The 25,603-nt window shown below is 33.0% G+C and carries 23 protein-coding genes; 11 read left to right on the forward strand and 12 right to left on the reverse strand.

Annotated elements, in window-relative coordinates; all coding sequences use genetic code 11:
* Positions 1-16: 16 nt before the first annotated feature.
* The 6 genes from frr to rplM form a co-directional block, all read right to left on the reverse strand.
* Positions 17-574 carry a ribosome recycling factor gene (frr, locus tag ACYX4H_RS06885; RefSeq protein WP_475294761.1) on the reverse strand — a complete coding sequence of 186 codons (558 nt, stop codon included), beginning with the start codon at positions 572-574 and terminating at the stop codon, positions 17-19.
* A 46-nt stretch (positions 575-620) separates the two neighbouring features.
* A complete protein-coding gene (pyrH, locus tag ACYX4H_RS06890) occupies positions 621-1,328 on the reverse strand; it encodes a UMP kinase (protein ID WP_475294760.1) in 708 nt (235 codons plus the stop codon).
* Positions 1,329-1,459: 131 nt separating this feature from the next.
* Entirely contained in the window at positions 1,460-2,434 is a 975-nt protein-coding gene (gene tsf, locus ACYX4H_RS06895) for a translation elongation factor Ts (RefSeq protein WP_475294759.1), read from the reverse strand.
* An 86-nt stretch (positions 2,435-2,520) separates the two neighbouring features.
* Complete coding sequence (gene rpsB, locus ACYX4H_RS06900) at positions 2,521-3,288, reverse strand: 30S ribosomal protein S2 (RefSeq protein ID WP_475294758.1); 768 nt, start codon at positions 3,286-3,288, stop codon at positions 2,521-2,523.
* Positions 3,289-3,521: 233 nt separating this feature from the next.
* Positions 3,522-3,908 carry a 30S ribosomal protein S9 gene (rpsI, locus tag ACYX4H_RS06905; protein WP_147131162.1) on the reverse strand — a complete coding sequence of 129 codons (387 nt, stop codon included), beginning with the start codon at positions 3,906-3,908 and terminating at the stop codon, positions 3,522-3,524.
* The gene (rplM, locus tag ACYX4H_RS06910; RefSeq protein ID WP_147131159.1) at positions 3,908-4,363 is read right to left on the reverse strand and encodes a 50S ribosomal protein L13; all 456 of its coding nucleotides are present in this window, start codon (positions 4,361-4,363) and stop codon (positions 3,908-3,910) included. The genes rpsI and rplM overlap by 1 nt, the downstream gene beginning before the upstream one ends.
* A 225-nt stretch (positions 4,364-4,588) precedes the next feature.
* On the opposite strand from rplM, the gene ACYX4H_RS06915 reads away from it, so the two are divergent.
* Positions 4,589-6,538, forward strand: coding sequence for a YgiQ family radical SAM protein (locus tag ACYX4H_RS06915; protein WP_476238478.1), 1,950 nt, complete (start codon positions 4,589-4,591; stop codon positions 6,536-6,538).
* An 8-nt stretch (positions 6,539-6,546) separates the two neighbouring features.
* Here the strand turns inward: ACYX4H_RS06915 and ACYX4H_RS06920 are convergent, their stop codons facing one another.
* Positions 6,547-7,257 (reverse strand): tetratricopeptide repeat protein, encoded by a 711-nt coding sequence (locus ACYX4H_RS06920; protein WP_476238479.1) that lies wholly within the window; start codon positions 7,255-7,257, stop codon positions 6,547-6,549.
* Positions 7,257-7,805, reverse strand: coding sequence for an RNA polymerase sigma factor (locus ACYX4H_RS06925; protein ID WP_476238480.1), 549 nt, complete (start codon positions 7,803-7,805; stop codon positions 7,257-7,259). Before ACYX4H_RS06925 ends, ACYX4H_RS06920 begins: the two co-directional genes overlap by 1 nt.
* A gap of 142 nt (positions 7,806-7,947) precedes the next feature.
* Between ACYX4H_RS06925 and ACYX4H_RS06930 the strand changes: the two genes are divergently transcribed.
* From ACYX4H_RS06930 to ACYX4H_RS06965, 8 genes are all read left to right on the forward strand, one after another.
* Positions 7,948-9,321, forward strand: a complete 1,374-nt coding sequence (locus ACYX4H_RS06930) for a DUF4412 domain-containing protein (RefSeq protein ID WP_476238481.1) — start codon at positions 7,948-7,950, stop codon at positions 9,319-9,321.
* A gap of 27 nt (positions 9,322-9,348) precedes the next feature.
* Positions 9,349-11,589 carry a T9SS type A sorting domain-containing protein gene (locus tag ACYX4H_RS06935; protein ID WP_476238482.1) on the forward strand — a complete coding sequence of 747 codons (2,241 nt, stop codon included), beginning with the start codon at positions 9,349-9,351 and terminating at the stop codon, positions 11,587-11,589.
* Positions 11,590-11,596: 7 nt separating this feature from the next.
* Entirely contained in the window at positions 11,597-12,238 is a 642-nt protein-coding gene (locus ACYX4H_RS06940) for a hypothetical protein (protein WP_476238484.1), read from the forward strand.
* A 12-nt stretch (positions 12,239-12,250) separates the two neighbouring features.
* Positions 12,251-12,802 carry a hypothetical protein gene (locus tag ACYX4H_RS06945; protein WP_476238485.1) on the forward strand — a complete coding sequence of 184 codons (552 nt, stop codon included), beginning with the start codon at positions 12,251-12,253 and terminating at the stop codon, positions 12,800-12,802.
* Positions 12,803-12,817: 15 nt separating this feature from the next.
* Positions 12,818-13,348: a hypothetical protein gene (locus ACYX4H_RS06950; protein WP_476238486.1), complete on the forward strand. Its 531-nt coding sequence runs from the start codon at positions 12,818-12,820 to the stop codon at positions 13,346-13,348.
* 175 nt (positions 13,349-13,523) lie between these two features.
* Entirely contained in the window at positions 13,524-14,249 is a 726-nt protein-coding gene (locus ACYX4H_RS06955; protein WP_476238487.1) for a hypothetical protein, read from the forward strand.
* Positions 14,250-14,385: 136 nt separating this feature from the next.
* Positions 14,386-17,151 (forward strand): CHAT domain-containing protein, encoded by a 2,766-nt coding sequence (locus tag ACYX4H_RS06960; RefSeq protein WP_476238488.1) that lies wholly within the window; start codon positions 14,386-14,388, stop codon positions 17,149-17,151.
* A 225-nt stretch (positions 17,152-17,376) separates the two neighbouring features.
* Positions 17,377-17,937: a type 1 glutamine amidotransferase domain-containing protein gene (locus tag ACYX4H_RS06965; RefSeq protein WP_476238489.1), complete on the forward strand. Its 561-nt coding sequence runs from the start codon at positions 17,377-17,379 to the stop codon at positions 17,935-17,937.
* 62 nt (positions 17,938-17,999) lie between these two features.
* On the opposite strand, the gene ACYX4H_RS06970 is transcribed toward ACYX4H_RS06965, so the two are convergent.
* From ACYX4H_RS06970 to polA, 3 genes are all read right to left on the reverse strand, one after another.
* Positions 18,000-19,139, reverse strand: coding sequence for a glycoside hydrolase family 26 protein (locus ACYX4H_RS06970; protein WP_476238490.1), 1,140 nt, complete (start codon positions 19,137-19,139; stop codon positions 18,000-18,002).
* Between the two features lie 67 nt (positions 19,140-19,206).
* Positions 19,207-20,148 carry a bile acid:sodium symporter family protein gene (locus tag ACYX4H_RS06975; protein WP_476238491.1) on the reverse strand — a complete coding sequence of 314 codons (942 nt, stop codon included), beginning with the start codon at positions 20,146-20,148 and terminating at the stop codon, positions 19,207-19,209.
* An 18-nt stretch (positions 20,149-20,166) separates the two neighbouring features.
* Positions 20,167-23,031, reverse strand: coding sequence for a DNA polymerase I (polA, locus tag ACYX4H_RS06980; RefSeq protein WP_476238492.1), 2,865 nt, complete (start codon positions 23,029-23,031; stop codon positions 20,167-20,169).
* A gap of 171 nt (positions 23,032-23,202) precedes the next feature.
* Here polA and ACYX4H_RS06985 point away from each other — a divergent pair, with 171 nt between their 5' ends.
* Positions 23,203-24,435, forward strand: coding sequence for a metallophosphoesterase (locus ACYX4H_RS06985; protein WP_476238493.1), 1,233 nt, complete (start codon positions 23,203-23,205; stop codon positions 24,433-24,435).
* Positions 24,436-24,521: 86 nt separating this feature from the next.
* Positions 24,522-24,818, forward strand: coding sequence for a thioredoxin family protein (locus ACYX4H_RS06990; protein WP_475294751.1), 297 nt, complete (start codon positions 24,522-24,524; stop codon positions 24,816-24,818).
* Between the two features lie 132 nt (positions 24,819-24,950).
* On the opposite strand, the gene ACYX4H_RS06995 is transcribed toward ACYX4H_RS06990, so the two are convergent.
* Positions 24,951-25,565 carry a polysaccharide deacetylase family protein gene (locus tag ACYX4H_RS06995; RefSeq protein WP_476238494.1) on the reverse strand — a complete coding sequence of 205 codons (615 nt, stop codon included), beginning with the start codon at positions 25,563-25,565 and terminating at the stop codon, positions 24,951-24,953.
* Positions 25,566-25,603 lie beyond the last annotated feature (38 nt).

The raw sequence follows: 25,603 nt of genomic DNA on the forward strand, positions 1-25,603 counted from the left end.
CTTTTTTTTGTTGTTTTTAAACGGTCATTATTTCTTTTTCTTTGTTATTGAAAATACTATCAACCTTTTTAACGTAAGAATCTGTCATTTCTTGTATATCAATTTCAGCATTTGCTTTTTGGTCTTCAGAGGCTTCTTCTAATTTTTTAATATCATTATTAGCCTCTTTTCTAGCATTTCTAATACCAATTTTAGCATCTTCTGCTTCAGCTTTGGCTTGTTTAGCAAGGTCTTTTCTGCGCTCTTCGGTTAATGGCGGAACATTAATTATAATGGTTTCGCCGTTATTCATAGGGTTAAAACCTAAATTAGCCAACATAATGCCTCTTTCAATTTCTTGTAACATGGCTTTCTCCCATGGTTGCACAGTAATGGTTCTACCATCAGGTGTGTTTACGTTTGCTACCTGGTTTAGTGGTGTTTGAGAGCCGTAATAATCTACCATTACGCTACCTAACATGGCAGGACTTGCTTTACCAGCTCTAATGTTTACTAGTTGTTTTTCTAAGTGTTTAATAGCACTATCCATAGATTCTTTAGTGCTGTCTAATATAAATTGTATGTCTTCGTTCATTAGTATTAATTTTTTAAAGCGAAATAGTTCAAAAATTGCGCCAAATTTATACGTTAACTACGGTGCCTATTGCTTCACCTGATACTACTTTTAATAAATTTCCTTTTTTATTCATATCAAAAACAATAATTGGTAGTTGATTTTCTTGACTTAGTGTGAATGCTGTTGTATCCATAACTTTTAAGCCTTTGCTTAGAACTTCATCAAAAGAAATAGAGTTGAATTTAATAGCCTCCTTATCTTTTTCTGGGTCTGCAGTGTAAATACCATCAACACGTGTTCCTTTTAAAATAACATCAGCTTCAATTTCAATAGCTCTTAAAACAGCAGCAGAATCTGTGGTAAAGTATGGGTTTCCTGTGCCACCACCAAAAATAACGACGCGCTTTTTTTCAAGGTGTCTCATTGCCTTTCTTCTTATAAAAGGTTCTGCAACTTCGTTAATTTTAATAGCTGTTTGTAATCTGGTAGGTAGGCCAGCATCTTCTAAAGCGCTTTGTAGTGCTAAGCCGTTAATAACTGTAGCAAGCATGCCCATGTGGTCTCCTTGTACTCTGTCCATACCATTACTAGCACCAGCAACACCTCTAAAAATATTACCACCACCAATTACTATGGCTACTTCAACACCTTTATCTGTAATTTTTTTAATGTCTTGTGCGTATTCTGCTAAGCGTTCAGGATCAATTCCGTATTGGCGGTTTCCCATTAAAGCTTCGCCAGATAGTTTTAGAAGTATTCTTTTGTATTTCATTACATTGTTTATGAGGTTGTGCAAATATACAAATAGATTTTACACAGATTTATTGAAACATATTTTAAAGCATAAAAAAAAGCGGAATCAAAGTGTAATGATTCCGCTTTTTTAAAATTTATTTATGTTAATTACCCTAAAGTAACACGTTTAAATCCTGAAATTTCAACTTCACCGTAAGAAGCAACGTATTTTTCAACCGATACTTTTTCATCTTTAATAAAGTTTTGGTTTAATAAACATTGTTCTTGGTCTAGAGTAGTGTTATCAGAGATAAAACGTTGCATTTTACCTGGTAAAATTTTGTCCCAAATTTGTTCTGGCTTACCTTCAGCTTTTAATTCAGCTTTAGCATCTTCTTCAGCTTGTGCTAATGCTTCAGGAGTTAATTGTAATTGAGAAATGTATTTTGGTACGTTTTTAAGTGTTTTACCTAAACGCTCTAGCTCTTCGTTATCTTTTTCAATAGCTGCAATTCTAGCTTCAGTTTCAGAAGCAACATATGCAGGATCAAAATCTTTGTAAGATAGTGTAGTAGCACCCATTGATGCAATTTGCATTGCTACGTCTTTAGCTAAAGTTTCAATATTATCAACTACTTTAGAAAAACCAACAACAGCAGCAATTTTATTAATGTGTACGTATGAACCAACGTAAGCGGCTTCAACTTTTTCAAAAGCATTGATGTCTAATTTTTCACCAATTACACCAGTTTGTTCAACTAATTTATCAGCAACAGTCATACCTTCAAAATCTGCGGCTAAAAATTCTTCTTTAGTTGCACAGTTTAAAGCAAGTTCTCCTAATTGGTTAGCAAGTGCTAAAAAGTTTTCGTTTTTACCAACAAAGTCAGTTTCACAACCTAAAACAATGGCAACGCCAACAGTGTTATCTGCGTTTACTTTTGCTACAGCAGCACCTTCACTAGATTCACGGTCTGCTCTTTTAGCAGCAACTTTTTGTCCTTTTTTACGTAAAACTTCAATAGCTTTATCAAAATCACCTTCGGCTTCAACTAAAGCTTTTTTGCAGTCCATCATTCCTGCACCTGTAGCCTTTCTTAGTTTGTTAACTTCAGCGGCTGTTACTTTTACTGTAGTACTCATAGTAATTATTATAATTTAAAAAAGTCGTTCAATTTATTTCTGCAAAGAAAAGAACTAAACGACTTATTTGTGTTGTGTAAATGTTATTATTCTTCTTCCTCTGCGGCTACTTTTTTAGTAGGAGCAGCTTTTGCTTTTGAAGCACCTTCTGCTGCAGCTTCTTTTTCTGCTTTACGCTCTGCTAAACCACCGGCAACAGCTGCTGTTACATGCGATAAAACTTTGTCAATTGATTTAGAAGCATCATCATTTGCTGGTATTACATAATCAACTTGACGTGGGTCTGAGTTGGTATCAACCATTGCAAAAATTGGAATGTTTAATTTTTGAGCTTCTTTAATTGCAATATGCTCACGTTTTATGTCTATAACAAAAAGTGCACCTGGTAAACGTGTCATGTCACTAATTGAACCTAAGTTTTTTTCTAACTTAGCTCTTAAACGATCTACTTGTAAACGTTCTTTTTTAGAAAGTGTGTTAAAAGTACCGTCTTTCTTCATTCTATCAATAGCAGCCATTTTTTTAACTGCTTTTCTAATAGTAACAAAGTTTGTTAACATACCACCTGGCCATCTTTCAGTGATGTAAGGCATGTTTACGGCGCTAGCTTTTTCAGCAACAATATCTTTTGCTTGCTTTTTAGTTGCAACAAATAATATTTTTCTTCCTGAAGCAGCAATTTTTGCTAATGCAGCGTTTGCTTCTTCAATTTTAGCTGCGGTTTTGTAAAGGTTTATAATATGGATGCCGTTACGCTCCATGTATACGTAAGGGGCCATATTTGGATCCCACTTACGTGTAAGGTGCCCAAAATGTACACCTGCTTCAAGTAATTCTTTTACTTCTACTGCCATTTTTGTAATAGTTTACGTTCTGTTGAATTAGCAATGTTCCATTGGGCTTTTAGCTTGTTGCTATTGGCTGTTGGCTTCATTTAGATGCTAAACTAATTCCTGCTTTTTAGGCTAGGAACAACAATAACTGTTTTTTTGTTTTTTCTGAAAATATATCAGAAATTAAATAATAATTGATTTTGAAATTGATGCAGAATTTTGTGAAACATATATTCTGAATCAAGTTCTGGATATTAACGTTTAGAGAACTGGAATTTCTTACGCGCTTTCTTCTGACCGAATTTTTTACGCTCTACCATTCTTGGATCTCTAGTTAATAAACCTTCTGGTTTTAAGATAGCTCTGTTTTCAGCGTCCACCTCGCATAAAGCACGAGAAACGGCTAAACGAACAGCTTCAGCTTGACCAGTAATGCCACCTCCATATACATTAACTGTAATATCAAAGTTGCCATCATTGTTAGTCAAAGCTAATGGTTGCTTTACTTTGTACTGTAAAGTAGCAGTAGTAAAGTAATCCGCTAAGTCTTTTTTGTTTACGGTTATGTTCCCTTGTCCTTGGGCAACATACACACGAGCAACAGCCGTCTTTCTACGGCCAATTTTGTGAATTACGTCCATTATTTAAATTCGTTTAAGTTAATTGCTTTAGGTTTTTGAGCTTCGTGTTTGTGCTCTGTACCTACAACAACTGTAAGATTACGGAAAATTGCTGCACCTAATTTGTTTTTAGGAAGCATTCCTTTTACTGATTTTTCTACTAATCTTGTTGGGTTTTTACCAAACATTTCAGTAGCAGTTAAACTTCTTTGTCCACCTGGGTAACCTGTGTGACGGATATAAGATTTATCTGTCCACTTGTTTCCTGTTAAGTTGATTTTTTCAGCATTAACAACAATTACGTTGTCACCGCAATCAACGTGTGGTGTGAAGTTTGGCTTGTGTTTACCTCTTAAAAGTTTTGCAACTTTAGAAGCTAAACGACCAAGCGTCTGACCTTCAGCATCAACTAAAACCCACTGCTTATCTACAGTTGCTTTGTTTGCTGAAATAGTTTTGTAGCTTAATGTGTCCACACTAATTAATTTTATTTATTAAACATTCCTCTCTCAAAAAGAGTTTGCAAATTTACGATTAATTATTTGATTACCAAATAGTATGTGAAGTTATTTTGGTATACTAGAATAAGCTATAAATTATTGATTTTCTTTGGGTTTTAACATGAAAGACTCTTTTTAACTTACAAGATAATTTGTTGGAAAGTATTTAAGCAATCAATTTTTGAGTATTTTTGCAGCGTTATGCAAGAAGAATTAAGACTTTCTAGTTGGTTGCCTACCACAAATAAAGAGGTAAAAATTCGCGGGTGGGAAGAACTCGATGTTATCCTATTTAGCGGAGATGCTTATGTAGATCATCCAACCTTCGGTCCAGCAGTAATTGGGCGATTGCTAGAAAGTTTCGGGCTTAAAGTGGCTATCGTGCCACAACCCAATGTAAACGATAATCTTCAGGATTTTGTTAAGTTGGGTAAACCACGTTTATTTTTTGGTGTAACAGGTGGTTGTATGGATCCTATGATTAGCAACTACAACGCCAATAAAAAGCGTCGCGATAAAGATGCATATACACCAAATGGCGAAATAGGTTTTAGACCAGATTATGCATCAACCGTTTACAGTAAAATTTTAAAAGAAAAATGGCCTGATACACCAGTTTTAATTGGTGGAATTGAAGGCTCATTACGTCGTGTGACGCATTATGATTATTGGAGCGACCAATTAATGCCAACTATTTTAGAAACCTCTAACGCAGATATGTTGGTGTACGGCATGGGTGAGCAACCATTACGTGAAATTGTACGTTTGTTAGAACGTGGTGTACCTTTTAATAGTATTAATACGGTAAACCAAACCGCTATTCTTATTAATGATGAAAACGATATCCCAAAAAATAAAAATTGGGAAGATGTTGAAATCGCTTCACATGAAACCTGTTTAAAAGATAAAAAGGCTTACGCATCTAACTTTAAAGTGATAGAGCAAGAGTCGAATAAATTGGCTGCAAGACGTATTTTTCAAAAAGTAGGAAGTAAGATGCTGATGATAAATCCGCCGTATCCTACCATGACGGAAGCCGAGATTGATGCCTCTTTCGATTTACCTTACACGCGGTTACCGCATCCAAAATACAATAAGCGCGGGCCAATTCCTGCTTACGAGATGATAAAAACGTCTATAAACATTCATCGCGGTTGTTTTGGTGGTTGTAGTTTTTGTACCATTTCGGCTCATCAAGGAAAATTTATAGCAAGTCGCAGTAAAGAATCTATTTTAAAGGAAGTTGATAAAGTGGCGAATATGCCCGATTTTAAAGGGTATTTATCTGATATTGGAGGACCAAGCGCGAACATGTACCAAATGAAAGGTAAAGTACAATCTATTTGCGATAAATGTGTGGCACCAAGTTGTATTTCGCCAGTAATTTGTAGCAATTTAGATACGTCTCATAAACCGTTAACCGAATTATATCAAGCGGTTGATAGTCATCCAAAGGTTAAAAAATCCTTTATTGGTTCTGGTATTCGTCACGATATGTTAGTGCCAGAATTTAATAAAAACGCCGACCCAAAAGAGTTAGATGATTATACCGAAGAAGTGATGACAAAGCACGTTTCTGGTAGACTTAAAGTAGCACCAGAACATACTAGTGATCCGGTATTAAAATTAATGCGAAAACCGTCCTTTAGTTACTTCCATAAGTTTAAAGAACGCTTCGATAAAATCAATATTAAAAATAAACTGAACTTACAGTTAATTCCATATTTCATATCAAATCATCCAGCTTGCGAAGTTGAAGATATGGCAAATCTTGCTGCTGAAACCAAAGATATGGGCTTTCAGCTTGAACAAGTACAAGGGTTTACACCAACACCAATGACGGTTGCCACAGTGATTTACTACAGTGGTTACCATCCGTATACACTTAAAAAAGTGAATACGCCAAAAACCAGAAAGGAAAAAGACGAACAACACCGTTTTTTCTTTTGGTATAAAGATGAAAACAAAGCTTGGATTAAAAACACCTTAAATAAACTAGGAAGACAAGATTTACTTGACGTTTTATTGCCTAAAAAAGAAGAAAAATGGCGTAAAAACAAACCTGGTAAAACTAAAAACACCTTTAACGATGCTGTACCGTTTAATCAGCGAAAAAATAAAGCTAAATTTAGAAGGAAAAAGCGAAAATAATTAATTAACTACTCTAATAAATCAAGAATATCTTCAGTTTCCTTGTTTTTAAAGTTTGAGTTAATATCTTTTAATTTTTTAAGTTCTGATTTAGCAGAAGTAATATCTTTTTTCTTAAGATAAATTAAAGCAGAGTACCAATAGGTTTCAGCTAGAAAATTTTGTGGTTTAGATTTTAAATTATTCAGTATAATTTTAGCTTCATCAAATTTATTTTGATTAAGTAATGCCATGGCATAATAAAATTCTAAATTAGCATTGGTTTCTACTTTCAGTAATTTATTAAGCGTAACTTCAGCTTTTTTGTAGTCGCCATTTTCGTATGCTCTAAAAGCTTCAGTATTTGTGTTATCTTTTCCTCTCACAATGGGTTCAATAACGTTTGGATATGCTTCAAAATAAGAAGCGTAAATATCATTAGGTTTTTTTGATTTTTTCAAAAAGAAAAAAGCACCAATAATTATACAAGCCGCTGTTATTAAACTAATAAGCTTAAATCTATTAAAAGACTTTTTAGATGTTTGGTTTGCTTCTATACTCTTTAAAAAACTCTTTAAGTTTTCTCTTTCCTTTAGTTTGTATGCGTTATGTATATTATTAAACTCTTCAACTTCTGCTTTAAAATTGGCATTGTTAATTAAAAGGTTATCAAACTCTAGTTGTTCTTTTGGGCTTAATTGTTCTTTAAAATATTTTGCTATTAATATCTCTTTATTCATTATGTTTTATTAAAAAGTGTTTTTAGGTGTTTTAAACACCTAGATTTGTGACTTCGCACGGTATTTGAATCTTTATAATTTGTCTGTTCTATAATCTCATTAATGGTTAAACCTCTATAATAAAACAACCTAAGTAACTCATTACAACTAACAGACATTTGTTTTAAGTTTTTAGCTAGTAGTAATTGTAATTCTGTTGGTTTATCATTATCAAAATCTATTTCTTCTATACCATCATTTATTGCTTCAGCCTTAAGCAAAGGTCTGTCTTTGGCTTTTAAAAGCTTAAAAATCTTATTTTTTCCAATACCAAATAAATAAGTTTTTATGGAGCTTTTAGTTAAAACCACCTGCTTAACAACAAAGTTTTGATATAGTGCAATAATTGCATCTTGATAAATATCTAAAGCATCATCTTCACTTATATTATATGTTTTGGCATAGTTTGTAAAATTATATTTATACGCTTTGTAAATGGTTTCTAGAGCGCATTTATCATCCTGCCTTAAACGCTTTTGTATTTCTACATCAGTGGTTGCTTTATGCATTAGTTAGTATAAGTATTATAAGGTTAACAGCTACAAACAAATATAATTTTTTTTTAACTACTGTTAACATTTTAAAACATTAGAGAACAAAGGGGTGTAACTTAATATGAAAGCTAAAATGAAAACACAAGTATTTCGAAGCATGATGTTAATTATTATGCTAGTAATTTCTTCTAATGTAGAAGCACAATTTTTAAAGAAACTTAAGGATAAAGTCAACAGAAAAATAGAGCAGAAAGTTGAGGAAAAAGTGGATAAAACTATAGACGACATATCTTCTGAAAAACCAAAAGAGACTCCCGGGAAAGACATTGAAGAAAAGGAAAAGACTTCCAGCACTTCTACTATTTCTGGTTCTGCAGTAATAAAACATAACGCCAAATATGGTACTTATTCAATTGATGAGTTTGGTAAAGCTAAATTAAATAGAAGTAATAATGAGGTGAGAATTTATGGGTCTTGGGTAACCCATGCAGCCGATATTCAAGATGGGTATGTTTTGGTAGTACCAAGAGGAAATGAACTATTGTTTGATAAAAACGAACCTAAGAAGAAACAAATAAAATTAAATATACCTAATGATGCTAAATTAGAATTATCCTATGATCCTATTTGGACACCAGAATCTGGAAATGGGCAAGGTCTCTACAAAGCGGTTACAGAAGATTATCAATCTTATAACATAGAATCTGGCGAGGTTGTAATTGATGTTTTAAGCGAAACAAATATGCAATTGTCATTTTCTGGTATCGCTCAATTAATTACACGAACTAAAAATCCAGACCAAAATAGTGAAAACAAATATTTAGAGTCTTACACATCAAGTAATGTTAGTGGTGCAATAGATGTAGGCCCAGTTGCATTTATAGATTCACGAACAGTAGATAAATCTAAAAAAGCTAATACCAATTATGAAAATTTGCCAAACATTTCAGGTAATAATCCAAGTCCGGGAGTATACAATTTTACATTTGAAACAAAAGTGAAACTTACAAATCTTAAAGAAAATGAGACATACAATATGTCTTATTTGTTTAACCCAAATACAGAATATTTTGCTATGAAAGCAAATATGGCTGAATATTCAGATGCTGAAATGGATGGAGAATCTTTAATTGTTATGGATGGAAACGATGTTCACATTTTTGCAGAAACACAAGGTATGAAAATACGCATGTCTCAGGGTATGGTTGGAGGTAAGCAAATGCAAAACCCGTCGGAAGAAATGGCAAATTACGATTATACCAATTTGAAAAAAACAGGAAAAACAAAAACTGTATTAGGAGCCAAATGCTATGAATATGTGATGGCAGATAAAGATGTAAAAATAAATTTATGGGTAGCACCAAGTGTAAATCTACCAAATTGGTTTATACAAAACACAACGCTTCTAGATGGTCATATTATGGAGTATACAGTTTCTTCAAAAGACGGAAGTATGAAAAGCGAAACCATAGCCATTAACGATAATATTAGCAAAACTATTAACCCAAAGGAATATCGAAAGATGTTTTAATCTAGGTTCCACTACAAATTTTTAAATATGAAAAAAATATTATTCTTTTTAACTATAAGTATTTCTTTAGTTTCCTTCGCTCAAACTTTTAGTATTCCTGATTCAAATTTTGAACAGGCACTCATAGATCTTAATTTAGATCGTACATCACCTACAAACGAAATAGACGGGGTTATGGATGCTTCATTTGCGTCAAGTATTACTAACCTAGATTTATCTAATAAAAACATATCTGATTTAACTGGTATATCAAATTTCACAAGTGTTGAATGGCTTTTTCTTAATGGTAATAATTTGACAGAAGTGGATTTATCTAATAATTTGGCTTTAATAAGATTATTTATAACGGGAAATTCATTAACATCCTTAGACTTAAGCATGCTAAGTAACCTAGAAAGATTAGGTTGTGGATCTAACCCTATAACGTCATTAATTTTACCTACAACAAACTCATCCTTAAATCAATTAGAGTGCCCAATTGGTAATCTATCTACTTTGGACTTATCTAGTTCTCTAGTTTTAGAGAATATTAAAATTAATAATAATAATCTTGTATCACTTGATTTTAGCGCCAATACGCTCCTTAAAGATATTGATGCTAGAAGCAATAAATTATCATCGGTTAATTTAGATAATTGTAACGTATTAGAGGAAATTAACTTTAGAAGCAATGAGCTTACTAACTTGATAATTGAGGACAAACCAGAATTAAGATATATAGTTCTAGAGTTCAATAATCTTAGCTCATTAACAGTGAAAAATGTTAAATCATCAGCATGGAATTTTTCTTTCAACGCAACAAGTAACCCGAATTTAACATGTATTTCGGTAACAGATCCTACTGAGAGTGCAAATGAATGGGGTGTAGATTCTCAAGTTTCATTTAGTACTCAATGTTCATCAGGAGCAACAATTAATATACCTGATACTAATTTTGAACAAGCTTTGATTGATAAAGGTATAGATTCTGATGGCGTGGTTAACGGGCAGGTTTTAGAATCTGATATTATTAACATCGAAACTTTGGATGTTTCTTCCAAATCAATTTCAGATTTAACGGGTATTGAAGGATTTAAAAACTTAGAAACCCTTTTCGCTCAGAATAACAATTTAACAACGGTAGATTTAAGTGCAAATACAGCATTATCAGGATTATTAATTGCCTTAAATAATCTTTCAAGTCTAGATCTTTCTGCTAATGTAAATTTAATTTCACTTAGTGCTAATTTTAATAATTTAAGCGGCATTAATTTGTCTAATAATTTACTTTTAGAGCAAGTCTACATTAATAATAACCAGCTTACCTCAATTGATGTGAGTATGCTTTTAAACCTAAAAGAACTTGATGTTGCGGTAAATAATTTAGTAGAGTTAAATCTAGAAAATAACCCTTTACTAAATATAATATTTTGTCAAAACAATAATTTAGCAAACCTTAATTTACAAAACGGGAATAACGCTAATGTAACTAATACCAATTTTAATGCTACTTCAAACGAAAATCTATTTTGTATTCAGGTAGATGATGTTAATTTTAGCACTACTACTACTTGGAATAATATAGACACTCAGTCTTTCTTCGGGTTAGATTGTGCACCAAGTAATGATGGTTGTGCCGATGCAACACCGTTAACCTTGGGCGCAATATTTAATGGTAGCAATATAAGTGCTACGTCTAGTAATGTAACTCCTGGTTGCCAACAAGGAGATTTGGTGATTATTGATGTTTGGTTTGAGTTTGATGCACCAGATTCAGCAAGTGTGTTTATTGCAGCGTCTTCTCTAGAAGGTACAGTAAAGTTTGCTATTTATGAAAACTGTAACAGCATTACACCAATTGCATGTTCAGCAAACGATTTGCTTCAAAATAATTTAACCGTTGGGCAAAAGTACTATTTACAGGTTTGGATTGAAGCCGATTTAGCGGGTGGTAAAATATCTCAAACAAAACCAGTAAAAACGCTTAAACAACAACCTGGTAATTTCACAATTAATGTTCAAGATGCTTCATTATTATCTACATCTGAAGTTGAAATTTCAAAAATGAAATTATACCCAAATCCTGCATCTAATGAAGTTACAATCACCTCACCTTCAGAGATAAAAAACATAAGTGTTTACAATGTTCTTGGGGAGCAGGTGTACCTTGAGGATAACTCCAACAGCACATCTTCAAAAATTAATATAAATCATTTGAGTAAAGGTATGTATATCGTGAGAGTTAAGGCGCTTAATGGTATTCAAACGGAAAGACTAATCATTAAATAATTCAATTATGAAATTAAAACACAGTATAGTAATACTCGCATTAACGACTTTAATCTCCTCTTGTTTGGGCGATAAAAAAACGATTAATGTATCTGAACTTGGAGATACCAGTTTTGTGAATAAAAACTTTAAAGGAAATCTTATTAATTATAATAAAAACAAGAGTGCCTGCGAGCAGATGCCCTTGAGTGTTTTAGCCGCATTGTACAATGTATCTGAAGATAAAATACGTGTATTAGATAATAAAAACTCAAATCGGTTTAGTAAAAATGTAGAGCCACAATGCGGTTTTTATATAGAAACAAGTAAAAACGATTATGAATGGTTACGCGGTTCCATATCATTATTTAGAGAGATTAAAAAAGATGAAATGATGGGTGAAGTTGCTGAAGCTGCTGGTGGTGGCGAAAAATGGGAAGAGGCTTGGGCGCTTCAAAAATCAATATCTAAATCTGCTGAATGGGTTGATAACCTAGGGATGGCTGCGCTTTGGAATGAAAGTAAACATGAATTAAAGATAAAATTTGATGGTTACACGCTTATGGTTTACCCACCAAAAAATGGCCTTAATAAGGAAGAAGTAGCTAAAAATAGAGACTATAAAAAAATAGCTTTAGCCATGGCTAAAGCTTCAGGATATACAAATTAAAAACAACTAAAAATGAAAAAAATTAATCTTGTTCTCATCTTGCTTACCTTAGTATGTGTGTCTTGTTTAGGAGAAAAGAAAAATAATATAGCTAAAGAAGATAACAACGCAACTAACCAAAGTACTAAAGCAACCATTAATATTGATGCTATTAAAGAACAATTATGTTCTAATTTCCCAAAAGATTTGGTGCTTGGTTATCATCCAGATGCTAATCGTATTGAAATTGAACCTGTAGACAACGGTTCGGGAGGAATATTACATTGTAATGTAAAACTTTTTTATGGCGAAAAGGAATATGAGTTTTGGAAAGGGATAGTATATGCACATATCAATCAGCAAGAAGACCCGTTTTGGCAGTGTAACCCAGAAAGAAACCCAACGCTCTGTCATAAAGTAAATATGGGAGACAAAGCTGTTTTTATTTCTAACGTGTACCAACTACAAATACTTAAAGAAGGCGTTTTATACGGTATTACACCACCAAACAATGGTTATACAACATCTTCAGGTAAGTTAACCAAAGAAATTGCTTTAGAAATTGCACAACATTATCAATTATAAATTAAATCCAATAACATGAAAACAACGTTTATAACCCTAATATTAATTTTCACACTATCCTTAACGCACGCCCAAAAAGTTAAAGGCGCATTAACTCTAAACGGAAAGTCTAAAACTGAACTTAAATTGGAAACGAATTCGGCAGTTCAACTTTTTAAAGACTTTAAAACCGGTAAATACAAGTTGAAATTTAGTTTTGATGGAGATAAATTACCCACCAATATTTACAAAGAAGACATTGTATTTTTTGAATTTATTACATCGGTTAAAAAAGATGGAAAATTGGTGAAAAATGTAATTCGTAAACAGCCAATACCGTATTTCCCTGGAGATATGTTTATTCCAGCGGAGGCTTTCGATTTTGTTGGGTTATTAGCCTCAAATCCAATGGAAGACGAAGATCCTGCTGATCAAATGATTGGAACAATGCCAGAAGGTAGTTATGAAGTACAATTATTAGTAAAACCAGTTGGATTTAAAGGTGAAATTAAGCCTGTTGAATTTGGGTTTACACTTCGTAAACGTCCTGGAAGAGCTAAATTTTAAAATCATGAAAACTATTATATTAAAAGTAGTTCTTTTTACCTTTTGCATACACATAACGATACAAGCACAACAAGATGTTATATAAAACGGAAAAACATTTCAACCTGCAGAGGTTATAGATGTTCAGATTGGAAATAGTGGAGAAACGTTTAGCTTCTATATCTCAGAAGTTGATATGAGCCCAAATGGAGATTGGGCAAAACGGTTAGATGCATTGAGGCGCCAAGGGAAAGAACCGCATCCTGATGAAATACCAAGACCATTGTCGTTAAGTCTTTCAGTAGATTTTAAAAGAGCATTTAAGTTCCCTATTACGCCAGAAGATAGTGTTTATGTAAGTTTTTCACTTGTAAAAGAAGGTATTGAAGAAAATAATTTCAATACCGCTGAGATGCATAAAATGAATGCATCTGCATCAGGTACAGACGTAAGTGGATTAAAAAACCAAAAGGCATCTATTGAACAAGAGGCACAAAGAATTTCAAAATTAATGCAAGAAGGAAAATTTTCTCCTGATGAGGCGATGAAACAAATTGAAGCACTTACAAAACCAATGATTGATAAATTGGATAGTAGTGCCATTATGAACCAAGAAACTTCTGAATACAGTAATAGTAAACCTACTTATAGTATGTTGTTTGGAGATTCGCCTAATAATTCTGAAAGCACACTTTATGAAGGCACGCTGCATATTGTAGCGTTTAATTCAAAACGACTTGTCGCATATTTTGATGGTGTACATTATGTAGAATGTACAGATGTTGCCAGAGCAAACGATGTTTCTAAACTTTGCGAAAAGGAGGAAACTGGCTTATATCCGGATCACAAAGTTTTAAGAACGGAAAATATCAGTATAAAAATTGATACTGTTTTTAAGGATTTTTTAGATAATAGAAATTAAATCTGTAGAATTTTATTTTAAATTAAGAACGCGTCCTGATATAGCTAAATGATGGTACTTTAAAGTCATAATAAAAAATAATTTACGGCAGCTAAAAAAACTGCCGTTTTTTGTATTTTGAAAAAAAATTGAATCAATGATTTTAAAGTCGCTTTCCAAAACAATTATTTGTGTTCTTTTAATTTATGTGCAAGGTCTTAATGCTCAGATTCAAGATACTATGGCTTCTGAGAAAGCAAAAAGACTTTATGACGCCTCCAACTATAAGGAGACAATTCTATTTTGTAATAATAGTTTAGCAGAATTACTACCTGAAAAGGATTTGGATAGCTTAGAAGTATCAAAACTTTATATTTATTTAACAGGGTCCTACTACCGCACCCGAGAGAATGAAAAAAGTATTGAGGCGGGCAATAAAGGATTAAGTTATTGTTTGAACAGTCAAGAAGGTAATAACGTTAAAGCTAAAATATTGTATTGGAAATCATTTCCAGAGTACTTTTTAAATAAACCTTATGTTTCATATGATTCAAAAAAAGAAGCTTTAAACATCTTAAAAACGGTAAAAGATCCAGACCTTGAATTTTTAACTGGTGTATATGCGGAGCTTTCCTTGGATATGGCATTTATGGGCTATTTAGAAAAAGCGTATTATTATATTGAAAAAGCATTAGAGACCAATTTAATTAAGAATAATGAGGCGTTGCAAAAGGATACATATAGCATTGAGGAAGACCTTGAACTTTGGTTAAAATATCGTTACGCTCAGGTAGTAAATAAAAAATTAGATTTAGAATTTAACTATGAGGGTCAAAAAAAAATAAAAAATGTAATTACAGCTTACACTAATTTTAAGGAACAGCATCCTAACTACTGGCCAATAGAGCACAAGATTAAACTTGGTGCAATTTATGGTTATTATGGCAATACATTTATTGCTGATTCTAACCAAGAAAAAGAAGCTGATAGCGCATTATTTTATTACAGTAAAGCAAAACAGGAGTTTAATATTAGCGACCATAAGTATCATCATAATTTGATAAGATATAACATAGCTAGAGCATATAATGTTAAAGGCAATTATATTGAGGCATTAAAAACAATCAATGAACTAATAGCAGATGAAAATAATCCAAATTCCTCTACCTACAGCAGTTTGAAGGCTAGTTTAATGTTAAAACTTAAGCAATATGAAAACTGGGAAAAACTAGTATTTGAAACATTAGAAAATATTCATGATTCTTCAGAGCCATTACGTTCAGATTTTTCCAATTTTTTACCGAGTTCCTCGATAAATCAAATCAGTGATATTTTACAATTAGCTGCATCAGTTGAACTTGATTCAAAAGATTCACTATTTATAAACACAAAGAAGCAATTATATAATTTAGCGGTTCAACAGTTCAAAAAAAGTTATCGTTTTTCTTCTTTTAATTTTAGGTTGAAAAATTATTTTAATGAAGCTTTTGATGGTGTTTTGCAAATGACGTCTAAAAATCTCAGTAAAGGTGAAATAAGGCAGCTTGTTAATGATATAGAAAATATTGAGAATCGTTTAGCTTGGAAACAGTTCAGTAAAAGTCGACGCTTGGTTAATTTACCTTTTATTGATTCGTTAGAAAAAGTGGAATATCAGTTAAGAAATAAACTTGTTACTGCTAAAAGAGAGAATTCATCTAAAAGAGTAGATTCGATAGAAGATGCGCTGAAATACAATGAGTTATATGTTGAAAAAAATTACCCAAAATTTTCAGTTTTAAAAACAAATAGCTTTGATGTTTCTTCTTTCCAGAAGAAAATTCCTGAAGAAGAGGTTTTGCTAAAATATCTCTTTTTTAAAAATACGTTTGTAGTCTTTGAGATTACAAAGGAAAGTATTGAGCTTTATTTGAAACCTTGGGGTACAAAAGAAAAAAAACTACTTAATAACTATATTAATCAAATAAAGAATTCAAATTTAGGATTTGAATTAAGCAAAAACTTAACTACTAAGCTAATTCCACAAAGTGCTTTGAGTTATGATAAAATCATAATTATTGGAGACAATCCAATTTATCAGTTGCCATTTGAAACATTGGCGTATAATAATGAGTTTCTTGTTAAGAATAAAAGTATTAGATATTCTTCTCACTTAAGGCTATTATATGTAGAGGATGAGGTAAATAACATTAAAGAGAATACACCACTAGTAAGTCTTTTTGCTCCAGCTTACCCGAAAAGAGATCTTACAATTGCTACTAGAAGTGTTCCTTATTATTTGGAGGGAGCGCAAAAAGAAGCTGAAGAAATTAAAAAAATATTTGAGACCAATGCTTTTATTGGAGAAGATGCTACAAAAGAAGAATTTATAAATCATAAATCCGATGGAACGATATTACATCTTGCAATGCATGCAACAATGGATGAGGTAAATCCCAATTTTAGTCATTTTAATTTTCCAAAGAAAGAAAAACTACATTTGGAGGAATTATATGCCTTAAATATTCCTGTTAGTCTAGCTGTTTTGGGAGCATGTAACACGGCGGTAGGAGCAGAAGACAGTGCTTTAAATATTAATTCTTTACATAGAGCTTTTAGTTTTGCAGGAGCAGAAGCAACTATAGCTAGCCTCTGGGAAGTACCGGATATGAGTACTAAAACGATTATGGTAGATTTTTATAAAAATCTTAAAAAAGGAAAAACCAAATCGGAAGCATTGCAACAAGCAAAAATCAACTATTTAAGAGAAACTGATAATCCAAAATTACGTCACCCTTATTACTGGGCAGGTTTTGTACTTTATGGTGATGATGCACCAGTAACACATCCAAGTAAATCTTATCTCATTTTTATTTTTGGTGGTATTGCATTTGCCGGTTTAGCATATCAGTATTACCAAAGGAAAAAGAAAAAAACAGCTTAATACGCCTTAGTCTTTATAAAATTCACTTTAGCTTTGGTGGGTCTTTTTTAATATCAAAAATAAGAGAGAATAGGGTTAAATGCCTTAATGTTTTAATTTTTTTCATTTTAAGATTCCTTAACAATTGCTGTTAAGTCTAGGTTAATCCGCAGTCAAATTTTGGTTTTGGTTAATATATCTGTTAGTTTGAATGGAGAATTATTAACCCAAAAATCACAAATGAAAATGGAAAATTTAGAAAAAAAGACCGTTGCAATTTTAGCAACCGATGGCTTTGAAGAAAGTGAATTAAGAGAACCTAAAAAAGCGTTAGAAGAGGCAGGAGCAGATGTGCACATTGTATCTTTAAAAACTGGCGAAATTAAAGGTTGGGATAACGGAAATTGGAGTAATGCTTACAAGGTAGACAAAAGTCTAGACGAAGTATCACAGAGTAATTATAATGCTTTAATGTTGCCAGGTGGCGTCATTAATCCTGATATTTTAAGACGAAATGATAAGGCTGTAGATTTTGTAAAGTCGTTTTTTGAAAACAAGAAACCAGTAGCAGCAATTTGTCATGCACCATGGTTGTTAGCTGAAGCAGATGTTATAAAAGGACGAAAAGTAACATCATACAATTCAATTAAAACCGATATTGAAAATGCAGGAGCGCATTGGTTAGATGAAGAAGTTGTTGTAGACGAAGGTTTAGTAACAAGTCGTTCACCTAAAGATTTACCAGCATTTAACGCTAAGTTAGTAGAAGAAATCTATGAAGGCAAGCACGAAATGCAAACGGCATAATAGATGCAATATATAAATGAAAAAGCAGGATTAAATCCTGCTTTTTTTATGCTATAATTTATTTAATCTATTTGAATATCGTTATGGAGTAAAATAATATCTTTTGATACAAACGCTTTAAAATCATCTTCAGAAAAATGTCCTTGGTATGGTACATAAAAATGATTTTTTGTAGCATTACGCCAAATTAAAGCATATGTAATGCTGCTACTTTTTATGCCTTTGTATAGTTGCTGTGTCCACCAATCAGGCTGAGTTACATTCTCTAAGCCCGTTTCGGTTAGTGCAAAAAGCATATGTTTTTCTTTGGCAATATTTTCAACAATATCTAGGTTTCTAATGGTGTTATTAATAAAATTAGTGTTTTTATGGTGGTAAACATCAATGCCTAGTATATCTACATAACTATCACCAGGATAATTTTTTAAATATTCTGAAGAGTTTCTAACAGTATTAGGCGAATATATATAAAGTACATTGTGAACATTATACGTATTTGAAAGAATGTTAACAGTATCTCTAAATAGTTGTTTGTATGCTTCAGTAGATCTAAAAGCTTCTCCCCAAAAAAAGAAATTACCATTCATTTCATGCCATGGCCTAAATAAAACCGGTATTGGCTTGCCCTTTTCATCTTTCAAACTATTTAAAAAAAATGCAATACGCTCCAAATAAAGTAAAAATTCGGCTCTTAGGCTACCGCCTTCAAGCATGTGAATAACTGCTTTTGTGGTGTCAAAAGAATTTTTTTTCGTTACAGGGTTAGCTGTATGCCAGCTTAAAGTTATAATGCTGCCGTTATTATGTGCTTTGGTAATAAGGTCTTTCCTAAAGTCATTAACATCAGGATTAGGGTTTAAGGGATCCCATAGTTCTAATTCTTCAAGATCAAAACCTATTACGGCAGGCCAATCTCCAGCAACACGGCTAAAGTCACTTTCAAGAGATTCAAAATCAAAGAAATTAACACCGCCTCCAATGGCGCCCTGTTGGCCAAATGTAATGCCTTTTTGGGTTATAAGCTGCAACCTTAAATGCAAATCTTTTGCCTCTTGCGCCAAATTTGGATCTGCAAAAACAACATTTGTGTTTACCTCTTGAGGGATTCTTGAAGCATTTGGGTTAAATAGGTTTAACTCATTGGGCTGACAGCTAGAAAATAAAATGATAATAGCTGTTGTTTTTATGAAAAAGTGTTTCATAGTTGTTTATGCAATTTTTTAGGAAACCTTATAAAATGTCGGTAAAAAATGCAAAAACTTACTTAATTTAACGTTTGGCATATTTGGAAGCCATAACGCTAGTAGCTAAAATTTGAAATGCATGAAATAGCATAATAGGAAGTAAAATAATGCCTAAAAATGAGGTATTTTGAAATAGTATTTTAGAAAACACCGTACCGTGTACCAACGATTTTTTGGTGCCACAAAATTGTGCTGTAATTTGGTCTTCAATTGAAAAGTTTAGTGTTTTTGAAATGAATTTAATGACTTGGAAAACAATAAAAAATAACACAATTGAGACACATAAAATAAGCAGTAATTCTATAATTGTAAGATTGTTAAAAATACCATCTAAGAATGATTTAGAGAAACTTTTGTAAATTATTATTAAAATGATACTCTTATCAAACAGCGTAAGGTAATTTTTATGTTTTTGGGCAAATGCGCCTAAGTATTTGTTAAAAATGAGACCCAAAAAAACAGGAGCCAAAATTTCTAAAAGTAGTTTTTGGTAAACCTCTGTGAGGTTATAATCTGTACTGGCGTTGTTTAAAAATAATCCCATCCAAATAGGGGTAATTACAATACCTATTAAACCAGAAATGCTAGCGTTAAAAATAGCGGCAGGTATATTGCCTTTTGCAATAGAAACCATTACTACAGATGATGACACTGTTGAAGGTAAAGCAGCTAAAAATAAAAAAGCTAACCATAAGTTTTTTGATGATTCAGGTATTACGGGTAAAGCACAAAGCACAACTAACGGAAACACTAAAAAAGTACTCACTTGAATAAGTAAATGTAATTTCCAGTTTTTTAATCCGTCTTTTATTTGTGTTAGATTTAACTTAAGTCCGTAGAAAAAGAAAATTAAAGAAACCCCAATACTAGAAATAGTATTTAAAGGTAAAACCTTAACAGCTTCAGGGTAAAAATACGCTACTGCTACCGCTATAATAATAGCAATTACAAATTTGTCAAGTTTCATTTAGCAAACATTCAAATTTTAATGCGCTTCCAGCCAATTATTGCCAATACCAATTTCAACATCTAAAGGAACTGATAGTTTATAAGCATTTTCCATTTCAGTTTTAATTAGTTTTGAAATCTCATCCAATTCTGGTTTGTAAACGTCAAATACCAATTCATCGTGCACTTGCAGTAACATTTTAGTTTTGTAATTACCGGCCTCTAATTTTTTGTAAATATTAATCATTGCAATTTTAATGATGTCTGCAGCACTACCTTGAATTGGCGCATTTACAGCATTACGTTCGGCAGCACCACGCACTACGGCATTTCTAGAATTGATGTCTTTTAAATACCTGCGACGGCCTAAAACGGTTTGCACATAACCATGATCGCGCGCAAAATCGACTTGCTTGCTGATGTAATTTTTTAACTTCGGATAGGTTTCGTAATAGGTGTCAATTAATTCCTTCGCTTCACTACGCGATAAATCGGTTTGATTGCTTAAACCAAAAGCTGAAACGCCATAAATAATACCGAAGTTAACGGTTTTTGCGTTGCTACGTTGTTCGCGCGTAACGTCATCAATAGCCACATTAAACACTTTTGCAGCAGTTGAAGCGTGAATATCTTCACCGTTATTAAAGGCTTCAATCATGGTTTCTTCTTCACTTAACGCAGCGATAATGCGTAATTCAATTTGAGAATAATCGGCAGCTAAAAGGGTGTATTCTTCGCTACGCGGAATAAATGCTTTTCGAACTTGTCTTCCACGTTCGGTACGAATAGGAATGTTTTGTAAGTTAGGGTTGTTACTACTTAAACGACCAGTAGCTGCAACGGTTTGCATATAATCGGTATGTACCCGACCTGTAGCTTCTTCTACTTGAAGCGGTAACGCATCAACATACGTGCTTTTAAGTTTACTTAAGCCTCTAAAATCCAAAATATTTTGGATGATTTCGTGGTCTTTTGCCAAATAACTCAATACATCTTCTGCGGTAGAATATTGCCCAGTTTTAGTCTTTTTAGGTTTATCAACCAGCTTCATTTTTTCAAATAAAATAATACCCAATTGTTTAGGTGATGCAATGTTGAATTCTTCGCCAGCAGCTTCGTAAATACTTTTTTCAAGTGAAGCTATATCGTTGTTAAGTTGTTCGGCTAATGATGCTAAAAAGTCTTTATCAAGATTAATGCCTTCCAATTCCATGACCGCTAAAACACGCAGTAACGGAATTTCAATATCATCAAACAACGTTTGGGTATTGGCTTCGCCTAATTCGTTTTGAAAATGTTCTTTTAATTGCAGCGTGATGTCGGCATCTTCAACCGCGTATTCGGTTTGTTTTTCTAAAGGAACATCACGCATTGACAGCTGATTTTTTCCTTTCTTCCCAATTAATGTTTCAATAGAAATGGGTGTATAATTCAAATAGGTTTCTGCCAAAACATCCATATTGTGGCGCATGTCTGGATTGATGAGGTAATGCGCTAACATGGTATCGAATAATTTGCCTTTTACCTCGATGTTGTATTTGGCTAAAACTTTAATATCATATTTTAAATTCTGACCAATTTTTTCAATGGTTTCACTTTCAAAAAACGGACGCAATTCCTCGATTAAAGCTTGCGCTTCGGTTTTATCTTCTGGAAAGGGCAAATAAAAGCCTTTGCCAACTTCCCATGAAAATGCAATACCAACCAATTGGGCAGTTAATGGGTTTAAACCTGTGGTTTCAGTATCAAAACATACCGAAGTTTGGTTCATTAAGTTTTTAATGAACAGTTTTGTTGCCATACCAGAAGCGACGCTTTGGTAAAAATGGCTTGTGGTTTCAGTGGTTTTTCGGGTATGTGATGCTGAACTTGTTTCGTTATTAGGCTCATTAACATCACCACCAAATAATGAAAATTGTCCTGCGCCAGCAGTCCCCTTTTGTCCTGCGGACATTTTCCCCGAAGGGGAAACAGTTGTATCTGAGGTTTTTGAAATACTTTCCTTGACTTCAGCTTCAGAAGCAAAAGTTTTTAAGAAATTTTCAGTAAGTCGTCTAAACTCTAAATCTTGAAAAATAGTTTTAACCGCTTCAATATCCGGGTCGCACATTTCAAAATCTTTTTCATCAAATTCCACCGGAACATCAAGCATTATGGTAGCCAGTTTTTTTGATAGTAAACCTAATTCTTGGTTAGCTTCAACTTTTTCCTTCATTTTACCTTTCAGCTCGTGGATGTTTTCAAACAAACCTTCCATACTTCCGTAGGCTTTCAAGAATTTTTTTGCGGTTTTTTCGCCAACACCTGGTAAACCAGGAATGTTATCACTGGCATCTCCCATCATTCCTAAGAAATCAATTACCTGTAACGGATCTTCAACTTCAAACTTTTTTTGCACTTCTGGAATGCCCCAAGTTTCGTAACCGCCGCCAAACGATTTTGGACGATACATAAAAATGTTTTCAGACACTAACTGTGCAAAATCCTTATCAGGCGTTACCATAAAGGTTTGATACCCTTGTTTTTCGGCTTGTTTTGATAAGGTTCCTATAACGTCGTCGGCCTCGTAGCCTTCCTTAACCATAATAGGAATATGCATGGCTTTTAAAATGTTTTGAATATAGGGTACGGCCACTTTTATGGCTTCTGGCGTTTCGTCTCTATTCGCTTTGTAAGCTTCAAACATTTCAACTCTGTCGGCACTTCCGCCTTTATCAAAACATACGGCTAAATGGTCTGGTCGCTCGCGTTTAATTACATCTAAAAGTGAGTTCATAAAACCCATAATGGCCGACGTATCGATGCCTTTTGAGTTAATTCTTGGATTTTTTATAAAAGCATAATACCCACGGAAAATTAAGGCGTAAGCATCTACTAGAAAAAGACGTTTTTGGTCTGACATTTTTTGAAATTTGATAGAAAATCAAAAATAGCAAAAACTTACATGTAAACCATCATGTAACATAGTTAGTTTTAGTAAGTGTTATTATAAAAATCTTAACTATACGTTAAATACAACTAGCTTTTTATATTCTAGCTTATATTACCATTATCTTTGGTAAAAATTGAGAATATGTTACGTTGGGGTATTTTTTTTGTATTGTTTGTTGTAATTGATATTTACGCATTTCAGGCTTTTAAAACCATATCAAAAAATGTATGGCTACAAACTGCTTATTGGCTTTTAACGGTATTGGTAGTGGGTAATTTTATAATAAGATTTTGGGGTTTAAACAGAGCCGATTATGGTAATGCCCAAGCCTATGCCTTTGGTTTTTTAATAGCTTTTTTAGTGCCAAAAATGGTAATGGTTTTGGTTATGTTTTCTGAAGATATTTTTAGAGTACCACAAGCTATTTACCGATTTTTTACACAAGGAGCCGAGGCTAAAGGCAACTATTTGCCATCGCGCAGAGCATTTATTTCAAAAGTAGCTTTAGGTATTGCAGCTATTCCCTTTGCATCTATTCTTTATGGAATTTATAAGGGTAAGTACAACTTTAAAGTACTAAAATATACCCTGCATTTTGAAGATTTACCAGAGGCGTTTGATGGTTTTAAACTTACCCAAATTAGCGATGTGCATTCCGGAAGTTTTGATAATCCAGAAAAAGTTAACTACGCAATAGATTTAATAAACCAACAGCAAAGCGATGTTGTATTGTTTACTGGCGATATGGTAAATAATACAGCTAGTGAAATGAAACCATACGTAAATACTTTTAGTAAATTAAAAGCAAAAGATGGTTTGTACTCGGTTTTAGGAAATCATGATTATGGCGATTATGTAACATGGCCATCAAAAGAAGCCAAAAAACAAAACTTGCAAGATTTAAAAGATATGCAAAAAGAAATTGGCTTTAACTTATTGCTTAATGAGCATAAATTTATTGAAAAAAACGGACAACGAATAGCTTTAATAGGTGTTGAAAACTGGGGCGCTGGCGGATTTAAAAAAGCGGGCGATTTAAAAAAGGCATCGTCAGGGGTTGATAAAAATGATTTTAAAATTCTACTAAGTCATGATCCATCACACTGGGAACAACAAGTAATTAATGACCATTATCACTACCACCTAACCTTAAGTGGGCACACCCACGGTATGCAATTTGGTATAGAAATACCAGGGTGGTTTAAATGGAGTCCCGTTAAATGGCGCTACAAATATTGGGCAGGCATTTACCAAGAACTTGGGCAATATATTAACGTAAACCGTGGTTTTGGTTACTTAGCATTTCCAGGACGCGTTGGTATTTGGCCAGAAATAACCGTAATAGAATTAAAAAAAGGCGTTAAAACAGCCTAAAAACGTTTAAAATTGTGCTATCTCGCACTTTTTTAATAAATTAGGCTACTGTATAAACAGTACTTTACCAATTAATACTAAATAGTATGTCAAAATTTGGGGAACTTATAGATGTAGAAATTCCGGTGTTACTAGAATTTTACACAAACTGGAACGACCAATCAACATCAATGCAATTGGTGTTAAGAGATGTAGCCGCTGCCCTAGGAGATAAAGCTAAAGTTATTAAAATTGATATTGAAAAAAACGAAGAACTAGCCGAAGCTCTCCGCGTAAAAGCACTTCCAACATTAATAATTTACAAAGACGGCGAAATGAAATGGCGCCAAAGTGGCGAGTTAGATGCCAACACACTAATAGGCATTATACAAACCTATATTTAACCAATATTTTTTATTTGGGCGTTACCACGCTTTTTGGCGTGGTCGGGCTTTTCGCACTACACGGTAGTTTGCTGCAATCCCTAACGCGGGCTAATCCAGTAAATTCAGATAAAAATTTATAAAAAGAACGACTTAATTTATTGATTTAAAATTATAGCCTTTTTTGCTAAAATGTTCTAAAACTTTAGGTAAAGCAAACATCATGTTGTCTTTAGCTTTTTCACTATCATGAAACACAATAATGCTACTGGTTTTAGCTTTTTTAATAATGTTTTGTAAGCAGTTTTCTTTGGTTGTATTCTTATCCCAGTCAAAAGATAAAATATCCCACATAACAATATTATAGCCTAATTTTTGCAGCTGTTTACCTTGCGAACGTTTAATTTTTCCGTAGGGTGGCCTAAATAAATGGTTGTTTTGGGGTTTTAAAATTTTGGTAGTATTGTTTAAATCTATGCTTTTTTGTGCTTTTATAGTATTTGCAATGTATAAACTTGTTTTTGTTTTCCAGCCTTTTAAATGGTTATAGGTATGGTTGCCAATACTGTGGCCATCACTAATAACAGATTTAAAAATTTCAGGGTGTTTATCAATATTATTACCAATACAAAAAAACGTGGCTTTAGCTTGGTATTGCTTCAATGTGTTTAAAACCCATGGTGTAACTATAGGTGTTGGGCCATCATCAAAAGTTAAGTATAATACCTTTTTTTTAGAAGGAATGTCCCAAATGTACTTTGGGAACATTCGCTTTAAAAATTTTGGAGTTTTTACAGGAATAAAAG

The sequence above is a fragment of the Seonamhaeicola sp. ABD4_340 genome, assembly GCF_056312135.1.